19 protein-coding genes are annotated in these 20,219 nt (G+C 71.1%); 15 read left to right on the top strand and 4 right to left on the bottom strand.

Annotated elements, in window-relative coordinates:
• Positions 1-58: 58 nt before the first annotated feature.
• From ACIOHP_RS18725 to ACIOHP_RS18715, 3 genes are all read left to right on the top strand, one after another.
• Positions 59-1,030: an aldo/keto reductase gene (locus ACIOHP_RS18725; RefSeq protein WP_361553098.1), complete on the top strand. Its 972-nt coding sequence runs from the start codon at positions 59-61 to the stop codon at positions 1,028-1,030.
• 83 nt (positions 1,031-1,113) lie between these two features.
• Positions 1,114-1,662 (top strand): helix-turn-helix domain-containing protein, encoded by a 549-nt coding sequence (locus ACIOHP_RS18720; RefSeq protein WP_361487134.1) that lies wholly within the window; start codon positions 1,114-1,116, stop codon positions 1,660-1,662.
• Entirely contained in the window at positions 1,659-3,179 is a 1,521-nt protein-coding gene (locus tag ACIOHP_RS18715; protein WP_401888694.1) for an MFS transporter, read from the top strand. Before ACIOHP_RS18720 ends, ACIOHP_RS18715 begins: the two co-directional genes overlap by 4 nt.
• Positions 3,180-3,249: 70 nt before the next feature.
• Here ACIOHP_RS18715 and ACIOHP_RS18710 read toward each other — a convergent pair whose 3' ends face one another.
• Positions 3,250-3,939 carry a 1-acyl-sn-glycerol-3-phosphate acyltransferase gene (locus tag ACIOHP_RS18710; RefSeq protein WP_266833293.1) on the bottom strand — a complete coding sequence of 230 codons (690 nt, stop codon included), beginning with the start codon at positions 3,937-3,939 and terminating at the stop codon, positions 3,250-3,252.
• Between the two features lie 314 nt (positions 3,940-4,253).
• Between ACIOHP_RS18710 and ACIOHP_RS18705 the strand changes: the two genes are divergently transcribed.
• The 3 genes from ACIOHP_RS18705 to ACIOHP_RS18695 all read left to right on the top strand — a co-directional run bounded on the left by ACIOHP_RS18705 (position 4,254) and on the right by ACIOHP_RS18695 (position 6,542).
• Positions 4,254-5,417 carry a glycerophosphodiester phosphodiesterase gene (locus ACIOHP_RS18705; protein ID WP_401888691.1) on the top strand — a complete coding sequence of 388 codons (1,164 nt, stop codon included), beginning with the start codon at positions 4,254-4,256 and terminating at the stop codon, positions 5,415-5,417.
• Between the two features lie 74 nt (positions 5,418-5,491).
• Positions 5,492-5,998: a sigma-70 family RNA polymerase sigma factor gene (locus ACIOHP_RS18700; protein WP_361553088.1), complete on the top strand. Its 507-nt coding sequence runs from the start codon at positions 5,492-5,494 to the stop codon at positions 5,996-5,998.
• A gap of 46 nt (positions 5,999-6,044) precedes the next feature.
• A complete protein-coding gene (locus tag ACIOHP_RS18695) occupies positions 6,045-6,542 on the top strand; it encodes a GNAT family N-acetyltransferase (RefSeq protein ID WP_307033155.1) in 498 nt (165 codons plus the stop codon).
• A gap of 7 nt (positions 6,543-6,549) precedes the next feature.
• On the opposite strand, the gene ACIOHP_RS18690 is transcribed toward ACIOHP_RS18695, so the two are convergent.
• Genes ACIOHP_RS18690 through ACIOHP_RS18680 form a run of 3 tightly spaced genes read right to left on the bottom strand, consistent with a single transcriptional unit; the run spans position 6,550 to position 7,695 of the window.
• A complete protein-coding gene (locus ACIOHP_RS18690) occupies positions 6,550-6,987 on the bottom strand; it encodes a hypothetical protein (RefSeq protein ID WP_307033156.1) in 438 nt (145 codons plus the stop codon).
• Positions 6,968-7,327, bottom strand: a complete 360-nt coding sequence (locus ACIOHP_RS18685) for a hypothetical protein (protein WP_046261518.1) — start codon at positions 7,325-7,327, stop codon at positions 6,968-6,970. The genes ACIOHP_RS18690 and ACIOHP_RS18685 overlap by 20 nt, the downstream gene beginning before the upstream one ends.
• A 50-nt stretch (positions 7,328-7,377) precedes the next feature.
• Positions 7,378-7,695, bottom strand: coding sequence for a hypothetical protein (locus ACIOHP_RS18680; protein WP_401888687.1), 318 nt, complete (start codon positions 7,693-7,695; stop codon positions 7,378-7,380).
• Between the two features lie 65 nt (positions 7,696-7,760).
• Here ACIOHP_RS18680 and ACIOHP_RS18675 point away from each other — a divergent pair, with 65 nt between their 5' ends.
• The 9 genes from ACIOHP_RS18675 (at position 7,761) to ACIOHP_RS18635 (ending at position 20,215) form a co-directional block, all read left to right on the top strand.
• On the top strand, positions 7,761-8,411 hold the full coding sequence (locus tag ACIOHP_RS18675; protein WP_401888684.1) for an HAD family hydrolase: 651 nt from the start codon (positions 7,761-7,763) through the stop codon (positions 8,409-8,411).
• Between the two features lie 368 nt (positions 8,412-8,779).
• Entirely contained in the window at positions 8,780-9,820 is a 1,041-nt protein-coding gene (locus ACIOHP_RS18670; RefSeq protein WP_361487160.1) for an ATP-binding cassette domain-containing protein, read from the top strand.
• On the top strand, positions 9,817-10,542 hold the full coding sequence (locus ACIOHP_RS18665) for a methionine ABC transporter permease (protein ID WP_307033163.1): 726 nt from the start codon (positions 9,817-9,819) through the stop codon (positions 10,540-10,542). Before ACIOHP_RS18670 ends, ACIOHP_RS18665 begins: the two co-directional genes overlap by 4 nt.
• Positions 10,543-10,620: 78 nt before the next feature.
• Positions 10,621-11,457 carry a MetQ/NlpA family ABC transporter substrate-binding protein gene (locus ACIOHP_RS18660; protein WP_361553076.1) on the top strand — a complete coding sequence of 279 codons (837 nt, stop codon included), beginning with the start codon at positions 10,621-10,623 and terminating at the stop codon, positions 11,455-11,457.
• Between the two features lie 169 nt (positions 11,458-11,626).
• Positions 11,627-12,265: a GNAT family N-acetyltransferase gene (locus tag ACIOHP_RS18655; RefSeq protein ID WP_361553073.1), complete on the top strand. Its 639-nt coding sequence runs from the start codon at positions 11,627-11,629 to the stop codon at positions 12,263-12,265.
• A 105-nt stretch (positions 12,266-12,370) separates the two neighbouring features.
• A complete protein-coding gene (cbiE, locus tag ACIOHP_RS18650) occupies positions 12,371-13,582 on the top strand; it encodes a precorrin-6y C5,15-methyltransferase (decarboxylating) subunit CbiE (protein WP_401888680.1) in 1,212 nt (403 codons plus the stop codon).
• A gap of 366 nt (positions 13,583-13,948) precedes the next feature.
• Positions 13,949-17,953, top strand: a complete 4,005-nt coding sequence (gene cobT, locus ACIOHP_RS18645) for a nicotinate-nucleotide--dimethylbenzimidazole phosphoribosyltransferase (RefSeq protein WP_401888677.1) — start codon at positions 13,949-13,951, stop codon at positions 17,951-17,953.
• Positions 17,954-18,099: 146 nt separating this feature from the next.
• A complete protein-coding gene (gene cobA / locus ACIOHP_RS18640) occupies positions 18,100-19,332 on the top strand; it encodes a uroporphyrinogen-III C-methyltransferase (RefSeq protein WP_361553064.1) in 1,233 nt (410 codons plus the stop codon).
• 64 nt (positions 19,333-19,396) lie between these two features.
• Positions 19,397-20,215 (top strand): RNA methyltransferase, encoded by an 819-nt coding sequence (locus tag ACIOHP_RS18635; protein WP_361487176.1) that lies wholly within the window; start codon positions 19,397-19,399, stop codon positions 20,213-20,215.
• The last annotated feature ends 4 nt before the right edge of the window (positions 20,216-20,219 follow it).

The raw sequence follows: 20,219 nt of genomic DNA, 5'->3' as shown, positions 1-20,219 counted from the left end.
TCATCGCGGGATACGTTGGTCGGAACGCCGTACCGGAGCCGACCGATCGGAGCCCGCGATGCCCTTCGCCCGCCTGGCGACAGCGACAACCCCCACCTGCCACATCGGCTTCGGCCTCGCCGCGGTCGGCCGCCCCGGCTACATCAACCTCGGCCGCGACCAGGACCTCCCGGAGAGCCGCAGCGTCGACGCCCTGCGCGCCCGGACCCATGAACTCCTCGACGCCGCCTACTTCCAGGGCGTCCGCTACTTCGACGCCGCCCGCTCCTACGGCCGCTCCGAGGAGTTCCTCGCCGACTGGCTGAACGCGCGCCCCGACATCGACGACGTCGTCGTGGGCAGCAAATGGGGCTACACCTACACCGCCGCGTGGACCACCGACGCCGAGAAGCACGAGGTCAAGGACCACAGCGTCCAGACCTACGTCCGCCAACGCGGCGAAACCGCCGAGCTCCTCGGCGACCGTCTGGACCTCTACCAGATCCACTCGGTGACCCCGGACAGCCCGGCCCTGACCGACAAGGAGCTCCACGCGAAGCTGGCCGAAGCGGCCGCCGCGGGCGTGAGCATCGGCTTCTCCACCAGTGGCCCCGCCCAGGCCGACGCCATCCGCGCCGCGCTCGCCGTGACGGTCGACGGCGAACCCCTCTTCCGCACGGTCCAGTCCACCTACAACGCCCTGGAGACCTCGGCTGCCCCCGCCCTCGCCGAGGCCCATGACGCCGGGCTGACAGTGATCGTCAAGGAGGGCATGGCCAACGGCAGGCTCGCGGCCCCGTACGCACCGGACGCCCTGAAGGCGGTGGCCGCGGAGACGGACCTCGGCTGCGACGCGGTCGCCCTCGCGCTCATCCTGCGGCAGCCCTGGGCCGGCGTCGTCCTCTCCGGCGCCGCCACCGCCGGCCAGCTCGCCTCCAACCTGCACGCCGCGGTCGTGGACCTGGACGAGGACCAGCTGGCCCGCCTCGCCGAGCTCACGGAGGAGCCGCAGGCGTACTGGGCGCGGCGCGGGCAGTTGCCCTGGCACTGACAGAAACACGGTTCGACGGCCACTCATGAGACACCCATGCCCATGATGAGACATCAATGTCTCACATGGGCTATGGTTGTCTCATGGCTGTCGATCGTGACCACGTGCTGCGCAGCGCCGCGGCCCTGCTGACCCACAAATCCACCGCGACCATGGACGAGGTCGCGAAGGCCGCCGGGATCAGCCGCGCCACCCTGCACCGCCAGTTCGCCGGGCGCGACGCGCTCGTACGGGCACTGGAGGCGCTCGGCATCGCCGAATGCGAGGCCGCCCTGGACGCGGCCCGCCCGGACGAGGGCCCCGCGAGCGACGCCGTACGGCGACTGGTGCGCGAGATCGAACCGGCCGCCGCCCTCCTCGCTTTCCTCTACAGCGAGAACCAGCTGTTCGAGGGCGAGCAGAACGCGGGCTGGACCCGCATCGACGAGCGCATCGCGGCCTTGTTCAAGCGCGGCCAGGCGGGCGGCGAGTTCCGCATCGACCTCACACCGACCTGGCTCACCGAAGCGCTGTACGGCCTGCTGGCCTCCGGCGCCTGGGCGGTGTCGGAGGGCCGGGTGGCCGCCAACGACTTCCATCACATGATCGTCGAGCTGTTGCTCGGCGGAGCACTACGGAGAGAGGAATCATGACCAGCACCCTGCAGCCGGCGTCGACGACCGAGGCGGTGACCAAGCGCCCGGGACGTTGGCTTGCGCTGTCCGTCCTCGTGCTCGCCGTGCTGCTGGTGGCCGTCGACGCGACCGTCCTCGGTCTCGCGACCCCCTACATCAGTGAGGACCTGAAGCCGTCCGGCACCCAGCTCCTGTGGATCGGCGACGTCTACTCCTTCGTCATCGCCGGTCTGCTCGTCTCGATGGGCAGCCTCGGCGACCGCATAGGCCGCAAGAAGATACTCCTCGTCGGCGCCACGGCGTTCGGTGCGATATCGGTCCTCAACGCCTACGCCACGACACCGGAGTTGATGATCCTCGCCCGCGCCCTGCTGGGCGTGGCGGGCGCGACACTGATGCCGGCGACCCTCGCCCTGATCCGCAACCTCTTCCACGACCCGCGCGAACGCAGCCTCGCCGTGGGCATCTGGGGCGCGACCGCCTCCGCCGGTACGGCCATCGGCCCGATCGCCGGCGGCTTCCTGCTCGAGCACTTCTGGTGGGGCTCGGTCTTCCTGATCAACCTGCCCGTGATGGCCGTCCTGGTCGTCGTCGGCATCAAGCTGCTGCCCGAGTCGAAGAACCCGGACCCGGGCCCGTGGGACATGCTCAGCGTGGCCCTCTCCCTGGTCGGCATGATCGCCCTGGTCTACGCCGTCAAGGAGGCAGCCACCCACGGCTTGAGCGGCGAGGCCGCCGCCGTCGCCCTGCTGGGCGCGGGCGCGCTGATCTGGTTCGTCCGCCGCCAGCTGACCCTGCCGACCCCGCTGCTGGACATGCGCCTGTTCCGCAACCGAGGCTTCAGCGCGGCCGTCCTGGCCGACCTGCTGACCATCCTCGGCTTGTCGGGTCTGGTGTTCTTCCTTTCGCAGTACCTGCAACTCGTTCAGGGCAGGGGCCCGTTGGAGGCGGGACTGGCCGAACTGCCCGCGGCGATCGGCGCGGTGACGGCGGGCCTGCTCGCCGGCCGCGCGGCCCGCCGCTTCTCGGTCCGCTCGGTGGTCGCGGGCGGCCTGGCGGCGGTCGGCCTCGCACTGGCCTCACTGACGGTGATCGACCAGTCGACGGGCTACCCGCTGCTGGGCTCGGCCCTGCTGGTCGTCGGCATCGGTGCGGGCTTCTCGTTCACGGTGACGGCGGACGTGATCCTGTCGAGCGTCCCGAAGGAACAGGCGGGCTCGGCGTCGGCGGTCTCGGAGACGGCCTACGAACTGGGCGCGGCCCTGGGCATCGCCGTACTGGGCTCCATCGTGACGGGCGTGTACCGCGACTTCACGGGCCCGACGGGCACACCGGACGGGGCGCACGAGTCGCTGGGCGGCGCGGTGGAGGCGGCGGCGGGGATGCCGGCGCAGCAGTCGGCGGCACTCCTGGACTCGGCACGGCAGGCGTTCGTGGACGGCCTGTCACTGGCGGCGGGTCTGGGAGCGGCGGTCCTGCTGGCAGCGGCGGTGGCGGCATGGTTCATGCTCCGCGACCAGCGGCTGGGCAATTAGGGGCGCGGGGAACTGCGCGATCAGCCACGGACAACCCGCACCCGCCGTCGCGCGGCTCCCTGAACGGCGATCAGGCAGCCTTCGCCTTCGTGGCGTACATGTCCACGTACTCCTGCCCCGACAACTGCATGACCTCCGTCATCACGGAGTCCGTCACCGCCCGCAGCACATACCGGTCCCGGTCCATCCCCTCGTACCGGGAGAACTCCATCGCCTCACCGAAACGCACGGTCACGCGGCCGGGCCGCGGAATCCCCGCACCCCCCGGCTGCACCTTGTCCGTACCGATGATGGCGAACGGAACAACCGGCGCACCGGTCATCATGGCCAGCCGCGCGATCCCGGTGCGACCGCGGTAGAGCCGGCCGTCGGGGGAGCGCGTGCCCTCCGGGTAGATGCTGAAGACCTTGCCCTCCTCCAGCACCCGGCGCCCGGTCATCAGCGCCGCGACACCCCCGCGCCCGCCGTCCCGGTCGACCGGGATCATGCCGCAGCCCGTGAAGAACCAGGCCATCAGCCGCCCCTTGAGGCCCTTGCCGGTGACGTACTCGTCCTTGCCGATGAAGAAGACCTGACGGTCGCAGAAGAGCGGCATGATCATCGAGTCGATGAACGTGAGGTGATTGCCGGCGAGGATCACCGGACCGTCTCCGGGGATGTGCTCCGCGCCCTCCACCCGTGGGCGGAACATCAGGCGCATGATCGGTCCGAGCACTGCCTTGATGAGCGCGAAGCGGGACAACGGATCCTCCGGTGTCAAGTGAATCGGTATATGTCTGTGCAGGTGAGGACGATACTCGCGGTTCCGGGGGTCGTGCACATCGGGTTCACCGGGTTCACCGAGGTCTTACGCACTGTTGACCCTGGTTTACCTGCGGTGGCGCACGGAGTACCGCCCGTAACTCATTGGCCATGATGTGACGGACATCGCGTACCCCTTCTGATGAGTCGTCAACTCAAACCTTCGGTACGACATCCAGCGTCACCCGCGTGTTCTGCCGGAGGTCTCCCGTCCGTCATGTACACGCACCTACGATCGGCCCGCACTGAAGAGCCGACGCAGGGAGGGCCCTCATGGGAACGCAGAAATCGGACGAGCAGCCGGGCGCGACCGGACGGCGGGCCCTTCTCGGCGCGGCGGTGCTCGGAGCGGGCGGAGCGGTCCTCGGACTGCCGGGTACCGCGAGAGCGGGCGAGGACCGGCATGGTGGAGGGGTGAAGAGCCTGCCCGTGCCGACGATCATCGGCCACCGGGGCGCCAGCGGCTACCGGCCGGAGCACACCCTCGGCTCGTACCAGCTCGCCCTCGACCTGGGCGCCCACATCGTGGAGGCCGGCGACCTGGTGCCCACCAAGGACGGTCACATCGTCTGCCGTCACGAGCCGGAGATCGGCGGCACGACGGACGTCGCGGACCACCCCGAGTTCGCCGACCGCAAGACCACCAAGCTCCTCGACGGTGTCTCCGTCACCGGCTGGTTCACCGAGGACTTCACCCTCGCCGAGCTGAAGACCCTGCGCGCGATCGAGCGCATCCCGGCCAACCGTCCGCACAACACCCTCTACAACGGCCGCTGGGAGATCCCCACCTTCGAAGAGGTCCTGAAGTGGCAGGACGAGCAGACCCGCAAGCGGGGCAGGCAGGTCTGGATCTACCCCGAGACCAAGCACCCCACGTACTTCCGCAAACTGGGCCTGGGCCTGGAGGAGCGGGTCGCGAAGCTGCTGCGCAAGTACGGCAAGGACGGCAAAAACGCGCCGGTCATCCTGCAATCCTTCGAGCCGACCAGCATCCAGCGCCTGAACAAGCTGGTCGGCAACCCGCTGGTCGTCCTGCTCTCCTCCGCGACCAGCCGCCCCTGGGACTTCGTCGAGACGGGTGACCCGCGCACGGTCGCCGACCTGATCACGCCCAAGGGCCTCAAGGAGATCGCCGGCTACGCCCAGGGCATCGGCCCGACCCTCGACCTGGTCATCCCGAAGGACGCGAACGGCAACCTCACCACGCCGACCACCCTCGTCGCGGACGCGCACAAGGCGGGCCTGATCCTGCACCCGTACACCATGCGCAACGAGAACCCCTTCCTGCCGGCCGAGTACCGCAAGGGCACCGACGCCGACGCGTACGGCGATGTCTTCGGGGCCTACCGGACGTACTTCGCCACGGGCATCGACGGTGTCTTCACCGACAACCCGGACACCGGGCTGCTGGCCCGCCAGGATTTCGTCAACGGCTGAGCCTGCGCCCCCGGTTGGGGTGACAACCGGCCGTCCGGGCAACCCGCCGCCCGGACGGCCGCGTCGTCAGGCATATGACGCACGACCTCGTGGCCACGCTGCGCCCCCTGCTCACCGCCGAGGCATCCGCCGAGGCACATGCCACCGGTACGGAACCGGGCGACCTGGAACAGGCGGTCTGGCTCCGCCTTCTCGAACGCCTCGACACCGACGGCCCGCCGACCGACCCGCAGGGCTGGCTGCGCAGAGCGGTCCGCTCGGAGTCCCGCCGTACCCGTCGTACGACCCGGCTCGAACGACCGTATGAGACCGAGCCCGCGGACGACGTGGACCGCACCCCCGAACACCTGGCCCTCGCGGCGGCCCGCGGCCGGGCGCTGCGTGATGCCGTGCGCCGTTTGCCGGGCCGCTGCCCGCGTCTGATGGAGGCGCTGCTCTCCCCGATGGACCTCACCTATCGGGAAATCGCGGGAGAGTTGGGTATCTCACAGGGCAGTCTCGGTCCGGAACGTTCCAGATGCCTGGGTTGTCTTCGCCGATTGCTCACACCGGAGGTTGCGGCCCGCGGAGCGCGGGGATAGGAGTGAAGGACGAAATGGCGATCAGGTGAGCGGGAGGCGTGCGCACATGGGCATGAGCGTGACCATCTCGGTGGCGACCGAACAGGACGCGGAGCAGATCTTCAGGCTTCAGTACCTGTGCTTCCAGAGCGAGGCGGCGTTGTACGGCAACTACCGCATCGATCCGCTCGTCCAGACCCTGGACTCGGTCCGGGAGGAGGTCGCCGCGGACTGCGTCTTCGTGGCCCGGCTCGGCGAGGAAGTGGTCGGCTCGGTGCGCGGCCGCATCACCGAGGACGGCTCGGCCGCCATCGGCAAGCTCTGCGTCCACCCCCGCCTCCAGGGCCACGGCATCGGCGCGCGACTTCTCCGCGCGGCCGAATCGGCTCTGGCCGAGGAGCGCGGCGCCACCCGGTTCCGCCTGTTCACGGGCCACCGCAGCGAGGGCAACCTCCGCCTCTACCGCAAGGTGGGCTACGAGGCGGTCGGCACGTCCAAGGGCGCGGACGGCGTACCGATGATCGTCCTGGAGAAGCCGGCCGGGGCCTACGTGGCGACGGCCTGAGGGCTTCTCAGACGGTCCGCGCCTTACGGAGCCAGTAGATGGCCGACAGCGGCAGCAGTACGGGGATGAAGACATACCCCATGCCGTAGTCCGACCAGACGGTCGCGTCGGGGAACGCCGACGGGTCCAGCAGGGTCCAGGTGCCCACCGTCAGCACGCCCACCAGCTCGGCGGCGCAGCACACCAGCGCCGCCTTGCGGGCGGTTTCCCCGCCGCGCACCAGCGTGTAGGTGATGAAGCCGTACACGAGACCCGCGAGGGCGGACAGGGAGTAGGCGAGCGGCGCCCGGTCGAACTCGGTCGCGATCTGGTAGATCGAACGCGACACCGCACCGACGACCATCACGCCGTACAGCCACACCAGCAGCGTGCCAGGACCGCTGACCAATCGGTTCTTCGCCGACTCGCCCTCCGTCACGGTCACCTCAGCCTCCCCAGATGTCATAGAGCCGCACCTCGAGAACGGCCAGCACCACGGCGCCGGCGGCAGCCGTCACCGAGCCCCACTTCGACCGCTCCGACAGCGACATGAACCCCGCGGCCGGGACGCAGGCGAACGCGCCCAGCAGATACGCCACGAAGATCGTCGTCCCCTGCTCCGGCTTCTCGCCCCGCGCCAGCTGCACGATCCCGACCACCAGCTGCACGAGCGCCAGCAGCGAGACCACACCCATCCCGATGAAGTGCCAGTCCTTGGTCGGCTCATCGCGATAGGCCGCCCAGCCGCACCACGCGGCGAGCAACAGCGCGGCGACGCCGGTCACAAGCGTCAGGGCATCAAGCATGCGCCGACCTTATTACGCTCCGAAAGCCCTGACGCGGCCGACCCCGGCCCTCACCTGGCGGGCTCGTCGGCGACCAGGCCGCCGTTCACGCACCGCTGCCACAGTCTGTGCTGCCACTCGCCGGCGTCCGGTCCGGGCCGGACGCCGAACACGGGGTTCGGCCCTGTCTCGATCAGGTGCAGCAGTGTCCAGGCCACGCCGTAGCAGTCGTCGGGCCCGAAGCAGTCGGCCAGTGCGCGGGCCTCCTCGCCGGTCACCGGCCGGGTGATCTCGTCCAGCTGTGCCACTCGGCGGTCGATTTCCTCGCCTTCGGCATCCTCGTCCGGCAGCGGTCCGTCGGCCAGGAATGCCTGTATCCCAGGTCTCATGGCCCGCATGATCGGCGTCCGGGGCCCCGGTCGGCAAGGTCCCGCGGCCCCGTAGGGTCTAGACCATGACGATCCACGCACAAGCCCTCCTCTTCGACAACGACGGCACCCTCGTCTCCTCCCTCGCCTCGGTGGACCGCTGCTGGCGGCAGTGGGCCGGGGAGTACGGGATCACGGCCGAGGAGTTCGGGCGGGTCGAGCTGCACGGTCGTACGGCCGCCGAGATAGCCGCCGACCTGCTGCCCGCCGAGGTCGTGCCGGAGGCGGTCGCGCGGATCGAGAAGCTGGAGGTGGAGGACGTGCCGAACGGCGGCGTGCGGCTGCTGCCGGGGACGAAGGCGTTCCTCGACTCCCTGCCCGCCGACCGCTGGGCCGTCGTCACCTCCGCCACCCGGCGCCTCGCCGAGGCCCGGCTGGACGCCGTCGGCATCCTGCCCAAGACCCTCGTCGCCGCCGAGGACGTCACCCGCGGCAAGCCCGACCCCGAGCCCTACCTCCTCGCCGCCCACGCACTCGGCGTCGACCCGGCGCACTGCGTGGTCTTCGAGGACGCCCCCGCGGGCTTGAGGGCCGGTCGCGCCGCCGGGATGATCACCGTGGCATTGGCCACAACCCACCAGGCCCACGAGCTCGACGCGGACCTCGTCGTCGACAACCTGTCGGCCTTGTCGGCCCTGGTCACCGACGGGGGAGTGGAGATCTCCGGCCGCCCCTGACCCCCTGTCCGCCGCTGTCCGGCATGCGGACAGCGGCGTTTTGTCAGCACCGTAGATCTGCTTTACTCATTCCATGACCACGACGAGCAGCCGCACCCTTGCGACCGAGGCGACCATGACGCCCGGTGCTCGCTGTATGTGTCGAATGTGCGCCTTCTAGAGGGCCCCCGCACCACCCCGAGCTCGCGCCCCGAAGCGAGACGCCGTGGCATGTCCGTGCGCTGAATGCCGTACGTGACCGACGCCGCCCCGCGCACATGTTCTCCCCCGGCTCCTGTGCCACCGCACGAGAACCGTGCCGCGTTCCCGACCGAATGCACCCGCCAGGGCACACCCACGCCCTGCACCTGACAGTGACGGAAACCCACGTGATCACCACCTCGGGCCTGACCAAGGTCTACCGCTCCCGCGGCCGTGAGGTCACCGCCTTGGACGGCGTCGATCTCCACGTCCGCGAAGGCGAGGTCTACGGCGTCATCGGCCAGTCCGGCGCCGGCAAGTCCTCGCTCATCCGCTGCGTCAACCTGCTGGAGAAGCCCACCGCCGGCACGGTCACCGTCGCCGGCCAGGACCTCACCGCCCTCGCGGGCCGCGGTCCGCGGGCCGGCCGGGAACTGCGCCGGGCCCGCAGCCGTATCGGCATGGTCTTCCAGCACTTCAACCTGCTGTCCTCCCGGACCGTCCAGGACAACGTCGAGCTGCCGCTGGAGATCCTCGGCACGTCCGGCAAGGACCGCTCCCGCAAGGCCCTCGAACTCCTCGACCTCGTCGGTCTCTCCGACAAGGCCAAGGCCTACCCCGCCCAGCTCTCCGGCGGCCAGAAGCAGCGCGTCGGCATCGCCCGCGCCCTGGCCGGCGACCCCAAGGTCCTCCTCTCCGACGAGGCCACCAGCGCGCTCGACCCGGAGACCACGCGCTCGATCCTCCAGCTGCTGCGCGACCTGAACCGGCAGCTGGGCCTGACCGTCCTGCTCATCACCCACGAGATGGACGTGGTCAAGAGCATCTGCGACTCGGCCGCCCTCATGGAGAACGGCCGCATCGTCGAGTCCGGCACCGTCAGCGAACTCCTCGCCACCCCCGGCTCCGAGCTCGCCACCGCGCTCTTCCCGGTCGGCGGCGAGGCCACCGGCGCCGACCGCACCGTCATCGACGTCACCTTCCACGGCGAGGCCGCGACCCAGCCGGTCATCTCCCAGCTGTCGCGCACGTACAACATCGACATCTCGATCCTCGGTGCCGCCATCGACACCGTCGGCGGCCTCCAGGTCGGCCGGATGCGCATCGAACTGCCCGGCCGCTACGAGGACAACGTCGTGCCGATCGGCTTCCTGCGCGAACAGGGCCTTCAGATCGACGTCGTGGGCCAGGAGCCCGTCTCCGTGCTGGTGAAGGAAGGTGCCAAGTGACCTGGTCCGAGATGCAGCCCCTGCTGGAGCAGGCATGTTGGGACACCCTCTACATGGTCGGCTGGTCCACCGTCATCGCCGTCGTCGGCGGCCTCCCGCTCGGCATCCTGCTCGTCCTCACCGACCGCGGCGGACTGCTCCAGAACGTCGTCGCGCAAAAGGTCATCGGGCAGGTCGTGAACGTCGCCCGCTCGATGCCGTTCATCATCCTGATGGTCGCGCTGATGGGCTTCACCCGCTCCATCACCGGCACGACCATCGGCCGCGAGGCCGCGATCGTCCCGCTCGCCATCGGCGCCATCCCGTTCTTCGCGCGCCTGGTCGAGACGGCGGTCCGCGAAGTGGACGGCGGACTCGTGGAAGCCGTGCAGTCGATGGGCGGCAGCACCTGGACCATCGTCCGCAAGGTCCTCGTACCGGAGTCGCTGCCCTCGCTGATCGCCAGCACCACCACCACGATCGTCGCCCTCATCGGCTACTCCGCGATGGCCGGCACCGTCGGCGCCGGCGGCCTCGGCGACATCGCCATCCGCTACGGCTACCAGCGCTTCGAGACCGAACTCATGTGGATCACGGTCGCGATCCTCGCGGTCGTCATCTCACTCATCCAGTTCGCCGGCGACTACGCCGCCCGCTCGCTGCACAGCCGCGGCGGACGTGGCGGCGCCGCGCCGAAGCTGCGGCTGCTGAAGGCCTCGACGGCCGAGACCAACACCGCCTGAGCCTCCCGTAGACCACCCTCCAGATCTCCCGTGCACCCCTTCACGGGACAGCTCCACCCAAAAGGAAAGGCACTTTTCGTGCGTAACACCGCAAAGCTCACCACCGCTGTTCTCGCCGCCGGAGCCCTCACCTTCGGGCTCACCGCCTGCGGCTCGGAGGACTCCTCCTCTGCCGCCTCCTCCGACACCAGCGGCCCGCTGGTCGTCGCCGCGAGCCCGGTCCCGCACGCCGAGATCCTGAACTACGTGAAGGACAACCTGGCGAAGAAGGCGGGCCTCGACCTGGAGGTCAAGGAGTTCACGGACTACGTCACGCCGAACACGGCGACCGAAGACGGTTCGGTGGGCGCCAACTACTTCCAGAACCAGCCGTACCTCGACGACTTCAACAAGAAGAACGGCACCCACATCGTGCCCGTCGTGACGGTCCACCTGGAGCCGCTCGGCCTCTACTCGAACAAGGTGAAGAGCGCCGACGCCCTCAAGAGCGGTGCGACGATCGCCGTCCCGAACGACAGTGTCAACGAGGCCCGTGCCCTCAAGCTGCTCGACGCCAACGGGATCATCACCCTCAAGGACGGCGTGGGCAACGACGCGACCCCGGCCGACATCGCCAAGAACCCCAAGAACCTCGAGTTCAAGGAGCTGGAGGCGGCCCAGACCCCGCGCTCCCTGGACGACGTCGACGCCGCGGTCGTCAACGGCAACTACGCCATCGAGGCCGACCTCTCGCCCGCGAAGGACGCCCTCGTCCTGGAGTCCGCCAAGGACAACCCGTACGGCAACTTCCTCGCGGTGAAGGAGGGCGACGAGGACGACCCGCGCGTGAAGAAGCTCGCCGAGCTCCTCACCTCCGCCGAGGTCAAGAAGTTCATCGAGGACAAGTACGAGGGCTCCGTCATCGCGTCGTTCTGAGCCCGCTGATCAACTGACCACGCGTATACCGCGTATCGCCACGCACAGGGTCCACTCGCTCACCCCGAGTGGACCCTGCAGTGCGGTTCGGTGCCTCCATGCTGCATGCTGGGCAGTTCAGCAGGAGCGCAACAGCACTTGAAGGTTTTCCGAAGGTTACGGAGCGGCGATGACTAGCACCTTCCCCAACATCTCCATCAGCACGGAGCGGTTGGTGCTGCGTCCCCTCGACGAGGACGATGTGTCCGCGCTGGCCGAGATGATGAACGACGAGCAGGTCGCCGCCTGGACCCACGTCCCCCAGCCCTTCACCGAGGACGGCGCCCGCACCTGGATCACCGATCACGCGCCCACCGAACGCGAGGCGGGCCGTGGACTCGACCTCGCCGTAACGGAGTTCCTCACACAGCGCCTGGTCGGCGTCGTCCAGCTCACCAAGACGAACTGGTACATCCGCGCCACCGAACTGTCGTACATCATCGCCCCCTGGGCTCGCGGCGAGGGCTATGCCTCCGAGGCGGCGCTCGCCACCGCCCAATGGCTGTTCACGGACCAGAAGTTCGAGCGCATAGAGCTGCGCACGGCGGCCGACAACACCGCCTCCCAGCAGGTCGCCCAGAAGATCGGCTGCATCAGCGAGGGCGTCCTGCGCAACGCCTGCATCGCGCGCGTCCGTACCGAGGACGACACCTGGGCCGATGTCCGCACCGACTTCATCGTCTGGAGCCTGCTGCCGGAGGACATCGAGGGCTCGGGCGAGCAGCTGACCGATTCCGACGGTTTCACCTCGTACGGCGACTGGAACTGAACCAGGGGAGGCAACGGCACCGCTGCCGCGTCCGCCGGGTCGACCAGGTACCCTCACGGTGCCCGCCCCTGACGACCTGCGCAAACCCTCTGGAGACTGACGACGATGGCCGACCGGGTCACGGTGATCGGCTGGGACGGCTCGCCGCTGACCGCCGCGGCACGCTCCGCCCTCGGTGCCGCCACGCTGGTGGCGGGCGCCGCCCACCACCTGGCACTGCCCGAGGTGCCCCCCGCCGCCGAACGCGTCCGACTCGGCAGCGTCTCCCTCGCCGCCCGCCGGATCGCGGGCCATCGCGGCACGGCGGTCGTGTTCGCCGACGGGGATCCCGGGTTCTTCGGAGTCGTACGAACCCTGCGCGCACCCGAGTTCGGCCTGGAGGTCGAGGTCGTCCCCGCCGTCTCCTCGGTCGCCGCCGCCTTCGCCCGCGCCGGCATGCCCTGGGACGACGCACAGGTGGTCGTCGCACACCGGCGCACCCTGCGACGCGCGGTGAATGTATGCCGCGCCCACACCAAGGTCGCCGTCCTCACCTCACCCGGCGCGGGGCCCGCCGAACTCGGCCTGCTGATGGAGGGCGTCCACCGCACCTTCGTCATCTGCGAGGAACTCGGCACCGAGCGGGAACAGGTCACGATCCTCACCTCCGACAAGGCCGCCGACCACAGCTGGCGGGACCCGAACGTCGTCATCGTGATCGGCGGACCGGTGACCGCGGGGGAGGGCGGCGGCTGGATCTCCGGCCGCGAGCCGGCCGCGGGGCCCCGTGGCTGGGCACTGCCCGCCGAGGCGTACGACGGTCCGCTCGGCGAGGGGGAGACGGATCTGCTGCGCGCGGCCCAACTCGCCCGCCTCGGACCCCGCGTCGGTGACCTCGTGTGGGACATCGGCTGTGGCGGCGGCGCCTTCGCCGTCGAGGCCGCCCGGGCAGGTGCCGCCGTCATCGCCGTCGACCGGGACCTCATCGCCTGCGGCCGCACCGACGCCGCCGCCCGCCGCTTCGGCGTCCAGCTCCAGATCGTCCGGGGCAGGGCCCCGCATGTGCTGGAGAACCTCCCCGAGCCGGACGTCGTCCGGGTCGGCGGCGGGGGAGCGGCCGTGGTCTCCGCGGTCGCCGACCGGCGCCCGCAGGGCATCGTCGCCCACGCCATGACGCGCGACGAGGCCGAACTCGTCGGCCGTGACCTGACCGAACACGGCTACCGCGTCGAGTGCGCCCTGATTCAGTCCGTCGAACTCGACACACGGGCCTGGACGGAGAAGGAGCGGAGCGTAGCGTTCCTGCTCAGCGGGGTTCTGCCGGACCGTGCGACGTGACCCCATTTGTTGGTCCCGTGATCCTGTTGTCGTACTGCGCGCGGTAGGCTGGCCGACTGTTGTACCGCTTCGGTGGACCGGCCTTTCGTTCGTCAATGTCCGGAAAACGCGCCCGTTTTGGGGTGGGTGTGGTACGGCAGAACCGGAGGACGCGCAACGTGGCGCAGTCCACAGCGGGTCGTCGCGGATCAAGCTGTCGCGACGGGGGAACGGCCGGGACAATGCCAGTTAATGGCTTTGTCGTCTTTCTCGGCGGGCCGTTCGTGCCGCTGGGCACGCACGCTCGTTCTTCACTGCGGGGGCGGTCGGTGCGCCGTCCCCGGTGAGCTGGTCGTAGAAGCACTAACCGATGGGCGAGGGGTACGCATGACCGACACCGGCCAGGTCCCGGGCGAGGGACTGCCGGAGAACGCAGGCATGGTGGAACAGCCGGGCGTTCCCGCGCACGGTGCGTACACCTACCTCTCCGAGACCACCGCCGAGGACGAAGACCTGTTGCTGCTGCCGGGCGCCCAGGGCGCATGGGGCAACGAGGTCGCCCCACCCGCGCCGGAGCCGGTCGTCGAGACGGTCCACGCGCCGGGCCCGCACGAGATGTCCGGCCGCGACAGCGGCGCGCACGACCTCAGCGCGGTCCGCGTGCCCGACCCGGTGGCGGCCCCGTCGCTGCCGATCCCGCCGATCACCCCGCGCCGGCCCCTGCACCTCGGCCCGCCCATCCCCGACGCCTCCGCCAGCCCGGTCCGCTCCCTTGCCGACCGCGGCCCCGCGGGTGCGCCGGTCCGCCAGTCGGGCCCGCCCACCGCGGGCCCCGAGTACCTCGATGTCCCGCAGCCGCTGCGTGAGATGTCCCCGCAGGGCGCGGCCCCCTGGGGCGCCCCGGCTCCGATGGGCACCATGACCCCGGCTGCCGAAACGGTTGTCCCGGTACCGGACCAGGGCACCGAACCGGCGGGCGCGGCCAACGGCGTACCGCAGCCCCAGGAGGACGCGTACGCCGAGCAGGACATGGCGGGCGCCGACGGTGCGCCGGCCGCCGGGGAGGCGTACGGCGAGCCCGTCGTCGCCGAGCATGTTCCGGAAGCCGGGGGCGTCCCCGGCTCCGAGGGGCTTCCCGTGGCCGGGGTTCCGGCCGCCGACGGGTTCCCGGGCGCTCAGGGTGTCCCCGGAGATTCATACGCGCCGGGCGCCGAGACTGTTCAGGGCGATGTGAACGTGCCGGGGCCCGTGGCGTTCCCGGAGACCGCGGCCGCGAACGCGCCCGAGGCGAACGGCATCCCGGTCGCCGCACACACGCCGGACGGAACCGTCCCCGAGGCCGGTGAGGGTCCCGCCGTCGTGTCCGCTCCGGAGGGCGGGGAAGCTCCCGCGGCCGGGCAGATCGATGGTCCCGAGTTCGCCGGTGAGGCCGGACAGGACGTGGGTGTCGCTCCGGCTCCGGAAGCCGTGCCGGTCCCGGATGCCGTGGATGCGGTCGACGCCGCTCAGGGCGCCGCTGCCGAGAACCTTGTTGGTGCCGTCGAGGTACCGGACGCTGTCGAGGTATCGGACGCCGCTCCCGTGCCGGACGCCGTGGAGGTGGCGGACTTCGCGCAGGTCCCGGCGCCCGCCGTGGTGCCCGACGCCGATCAGCCCGCGACTGCCGTGCCTCTGCCGGACCTTGCGCAGGCCCCCGAGGCGCCGCTCGCGCCCGAACCCGCCGAGCCGCAGCCCGTACTGGAACCGGAAGCGCCCGGTCCGGAGTTCGCTCAGGTCGCCGAGCCCACCGACGTCGTGGCCGAGGTCGCCGAGCCCGCCGGACTCCAGGCCGTGCCGCTCCCGGACGCCACCGGCCCCGAGACCGACCAGACCGCGGTGCCCGTCCCTGACGTGGCCGAGGCCGCCGTACCGGAGCCTGTGCCGGCCCCCGAGGACGTGCCGGCCCCCGAAGCGACCGTTCCGGCGACCGTTCCCGAGCCTGCCGAAGCCGTGGTCCCGCCGGCTCCCGGATTCCCTGCGCCGGAGCCTCCCGCCCCCGTGCCGTCCTCCGAGTCCACCGACGCGGAGCAACTGCCGCACCCCGTGGACCCGGAGGCCGTGGCGCAGCCGGAGCCGCTCGCTGCGGCAGCGGAACAGTTCGCGCAGCCGGAGGGCACCCCCACTCCTGCCCCCGCGGACGTCACGCAGGAGCAGCCCGAGCAGCCCGCCCCCGTCGACGCTGTGGCGCCGTTCGCCGACGCCCCCGCCCCCGCGCCGGTCCCGGAGGCACCTCACCCGGTGGCCGCCCCGGCAGAGGCACCCGCCGAAGACCCCCAGGCCGTCCCCGCGCCCGTCGCGCAGGTCGACCCGGCTTTCGCCCCGTCGCTCGTCGCCGAACCCGCGGGCCCGCAGGTCCTGTTCGTGGACCAGGACCAGCCGGTCGCGGAGGCTCCGCAGCCCGTGGGCCAGTTCGTCCCCGTCGAGGGCTCGGTGCCGACGACCCCGCACCTCGCCCCGACGCCGCCCCAGGCCCTCGTCCTCCCCCCGGAGGAGCACCCCGCCGTCCCCGCTCCCCGTGACGGCGACCCCGAACTCGTACAGCACGCCGACGACCTGGACACCCGGGGCGCGGATCAGGAAGAGAGCACGGCCCCCGTGGAAGAAGTACGTCAGTCCACCGGCCCGGCCGCGCCCGCCTACGACGACGCCGAGCGCGAGGCCGTCCTCAAGGTCATGCGCGAGCGCCGTGACATCCGCAACGGCTTCCGCAGCGACCCCATCCCGCACGAGGTCCTGCTCCGCGTCCTGGAGGCGGCCCACACCGCACCGTCCGTGGGCCACTCCCAGCCGTGGGACTTCGTCGTCATCCGCTCGGCCGAGACGCGCCGCACCATGCACGAACTGGCCATGCGCCAGCGCGACGCGTACGCCAAGTCCCTCCCCAAGGGCCGGGCCAAGCAGTTCAAGGAACTGAAGATCGAGGCCATCCTCGACACCCCGGTGAACATCGTCGTCACCGCGGACCCCACGCGCGGCGGGCGTCACACCCTCGGCCGGCACACCCAGCCGCAGATGGCCCCGTACTCCTCCGCGCTCGCCGTCGAGAACCTCTGGCTCGCCGCCCGCGCCGAGGGCCTCGGCGTCGGCTGGGTCAGCTTCTTCGACGAGCGCGAGATGGTCCGTTCCCTCGGCCTGCCCGAGCACCTGGAGGTCGTCGCCTACCTCTGCGTCGGCTATGTCGACGAGTTCCCGGACGAGCCCGAGCTGCTGCAGGCCGGCTGGTCCAAGCGGCGCCCGCTGTCGTGGGTCGTCCACGAGGAGACGTACGGCCGTCGCGCGCTGCCCGGCGAGGAGCCGCACGACCTGCTCGCCGAGACCGTCTCCCAGATCCGCCCGCTGGACGCCAAGGCGCTCGGCGAGGCCTGGGAGCGACAGAAGCGCATGACCAAGCCGCCGGGCTCGCTCGGCATGCTGGAGATCATCTCCGCGCAGCTGTCGGGCCTGTCCCGGCAGTGCCCGCCGCCGATCCCGGAGCCCGCGGCGGTCGCGATCTTCGCCGGTGACCACGGCGTCCACGCCCAGGGCGTCACCCCCTGGCCGCAGGAGGTGACGGCCCAGATGGTCGCCAACTTCCTCGGCGGCGGCGCGGTCTGCAACGCCTTCGCCGCCCAGGTCGGCGCCGAGGTGTGCGTGGTGGACGTCGGCGTGGCGGCCGACCTGCCCGCCACCCCCGGCCTGCTGCCCCGCAAGGTCCGCGCGGGCACCTCCGACATGACCACCGGACCCGCGATGACCCGCGAGGAGGCCCGGCAGGCCATCGAGGTCGGCATCGAGACGGCCCGCGACCTGGTGGCGGCCGGCAACAAGGCCCTGCTCACGGGCGAGATGGGCATCGCGAACACCACCGCGTCCGCCGCCCTGATCTCGGTCTTCACGGACACCGACCCGGCCGAGGTGACCGGCCGCGGCACCGGCATCAACGACGAGACGCTCGCCCGCAAGACCGAGGTCGTCCGCCGCGCCATCGAGGTCCACCAGCCGGACCCGGCCGACCCCATCGGCGTACTCGCCGCGATCGGCGGCTTCGAACACGCGGCGATGGTCGGCCTCCTGCTGGGCGGCGCGTCCCTGCGCACCCCGGTGATCCTGGACGGCGTCAGCGCCGGCGCCGCCGCCCTGGTCGCGCGTGCCATCGCCCCCGAGGTCCTCGCGGCCTGCATCGCGGGCCACCGCAGTGCGGAGCCCGGACACGTGGCCGCCCTGAACAAGCTCGGCCTGCGCCCCCTGGTCGACCTCGACCTCCGCCTGGGCGAGGGCACGGGCGCCCTGCTGGCCCTGCCCCTGGTGCAGAGCACCGCGCGCGCGATGCACGAGGTCGCGACGTTCGACTCGGCGGGAGTCACCGAGAAGTAGGCCGGGTCCGGGGGTGGTCGGGGTACGCGTTCCTGCGGGCCCCCCACCCCCGCCGTACGCTGAATCCGCAGCTTAAAATCCGCACGCCAGGGCAGCTCCAGAGCCGTAGCGCCCATCGCATCGCCCGTACGAGGAGCCGCACCCTCATGGCCGAAAACCCCGCCTACCCCGTAGGCCTCCGCCTCACCGGCCGCAAGGTCGTCGTCCTCGGCGGCGGCCAGGTCGCCCAGCGCCGCCTCCCGGCACTGATCGCGGCGGGCGCGGACATCCTCCTCGTATCCCCCGAAGCGACCCCCTCGGTCGAGGCGATGGCGGACGCGGGTGAGATCACCTGGGCGAAGCGGCCGTACACCGAAGGCGACCTCGCCGACGCCTGGTACGCCCTCATCGCCACCAGCGACCCCGGGGCCAACACCGCGGCCTCCGCCGAAGCGGAGCGGCACCGTGTCTGGTGCGTCCGCTCGGACGACGCCGACCAGGCGACGGCCTGGACCCCCGCCACCGGCCACAGCGAGGGCGTCACGGTCGCCGTCCTCACCACGAACGCCAAGGGCCGCGACCCCCGCCACACCGCCGCCATCCGCGACGCGGTGGTGGAGGGCCTGCGCGACGGAACCCTGGTGGCGCCCCACCACCGCACCCGCACCACCGGCGTCGCCCTCGTCGGCGGCGGCCCCGGCGACCCGGACCTCATCACGGTCCGCGGCCGCCGCCTCCTCGCCGAGGCCGACGTCGTCATCGCCGACCGCCTCGGTCCGCGCGACCTCCTCGCCGAACTCCCGCCGCACGTCGAGGTGATCGACGCGGCGAAGATCCCGTACGGCCGTTTCATGGCTCAGGAGGCCATCAACAACGCCCTCATCGAGCACGCCAAGCAGGGCAAGTCGGTCGTACGGCTGAAGGGCGGCGACCCCTACGTCTTCGGCCGCGGCATGGAGGAACTGCACGCCCTCGCCGAGGCCGGCATCCCCTGCACCGTCGTCCCCGGCATCTCCAGCTCGATCTCGGTCCCGGGCGCGGCCGGCATCCCCGTCACCCACCGCGGTGTCGCACACGAGTTCACGGTGGTCAGCGGCCATGTCGCCCCTGACGACGAGCGCTCCCTGGTCGACTGGCCCGCGCTCGCCAGGCTCACGGGCACGCTGGTGATCCTGATGGGCGTCGACAAGATCGGGAAGATCGCCGAGACGCTCGTCGCGCACGGCAAGCCGGCGGACACTCCGGTGGCTCTGGTCCAGGAGGGCACGACGGCGGCCCAGCGTCGCGTGGACGCCACCCTCGCGACGGTGGCCGAGACGGTCCGTACGCAGGAGGTCAGGCCCCCGGCCGTCATCGTCATCGGCGAGGTCGTGAACGTCGGCCCCGGGGCAACCGCGTAACCCCGGGTAACCCAACTCGTCCCCAGCCGTTGGCACCGCACCCAGAGCAAGGCAGTATCACCCTGTGGCCGATCTCATCACCGTCGAGGATCCCGACGACCCGCGCCTGCGCGACTACACAGGCCTGACCGACGTCGAACTCCGCCGCAAACGAGAACCAGCCGAAGGCCTGTTCATCGCCGAGGGCGAGAAGGTCATCAGAAGGGCCAAGGACGCCGGGTACGAGATGCGTTCGATGCTGCTGTCCGCCAAGTGGGTCGACGTCATGCGCGACGTCATCGACGAGCTCCCGGCCCCGGTCTACGCGGTCAGCCCGGAGCTCGCCGAGCGGGTCACCGGCTATCACGTGCACCGCGGCGCGCTCGCCTCCATGCAGCGCAAGCCGCTCCCGACGGCGACCGACCTCCTCCAGACCGCCCGCCGCGTGGTGGTCATGGAGTCGGTCAACGACCACACCAACATCGGCGCGATCTTCCGCTCGGCGGCGGCGCTCGGCATGGACGCGGTCCTGCTCTCCCCGGACTGCGCCGACCCGCTGTACCGCCGTAGCGTCAAGGTCTCGATGGGCGCGGTCTTCTCGGTCCCCTACGCCCGTCTCGACACCTGGCCCAAGAGCCTGGAGTCCGTCCGCGAGGCCGGCTTCTCCCTCCTCGCCCTCACCCCGGACGAGAAGGCCAAGACCCTGGACGAGGCCGCCCCCCACAAGATGGACCGGGTCGCCCTGATGCTCGGCGCGGAGGGCGACGGCCTCTCCACCCAGGCCCTGGTCGCCGCCGACGAATGGGTCCGCATCCCCATGGCCCACGGCGTCGACTCCCTCAACGTCGGCGCGGCGGCCGCGGTCGCCTTCTACGCGGTGGCCACCGGCCGCCCCGAGCTCTAGGAGC

The organism is Streptomyces sp. NPDC087859 (genome assembly GCF_044742595.1).
Classification (GTDB): Bacteria; Actinomycetota; Actinomycetes; order Streptomycetales; family Streptomycetaceae; genus Streptomyces; species Streptomyces canus_F.
This window is presented reverse-complemented; position numbering and strand designations above follow the sequence as displayed.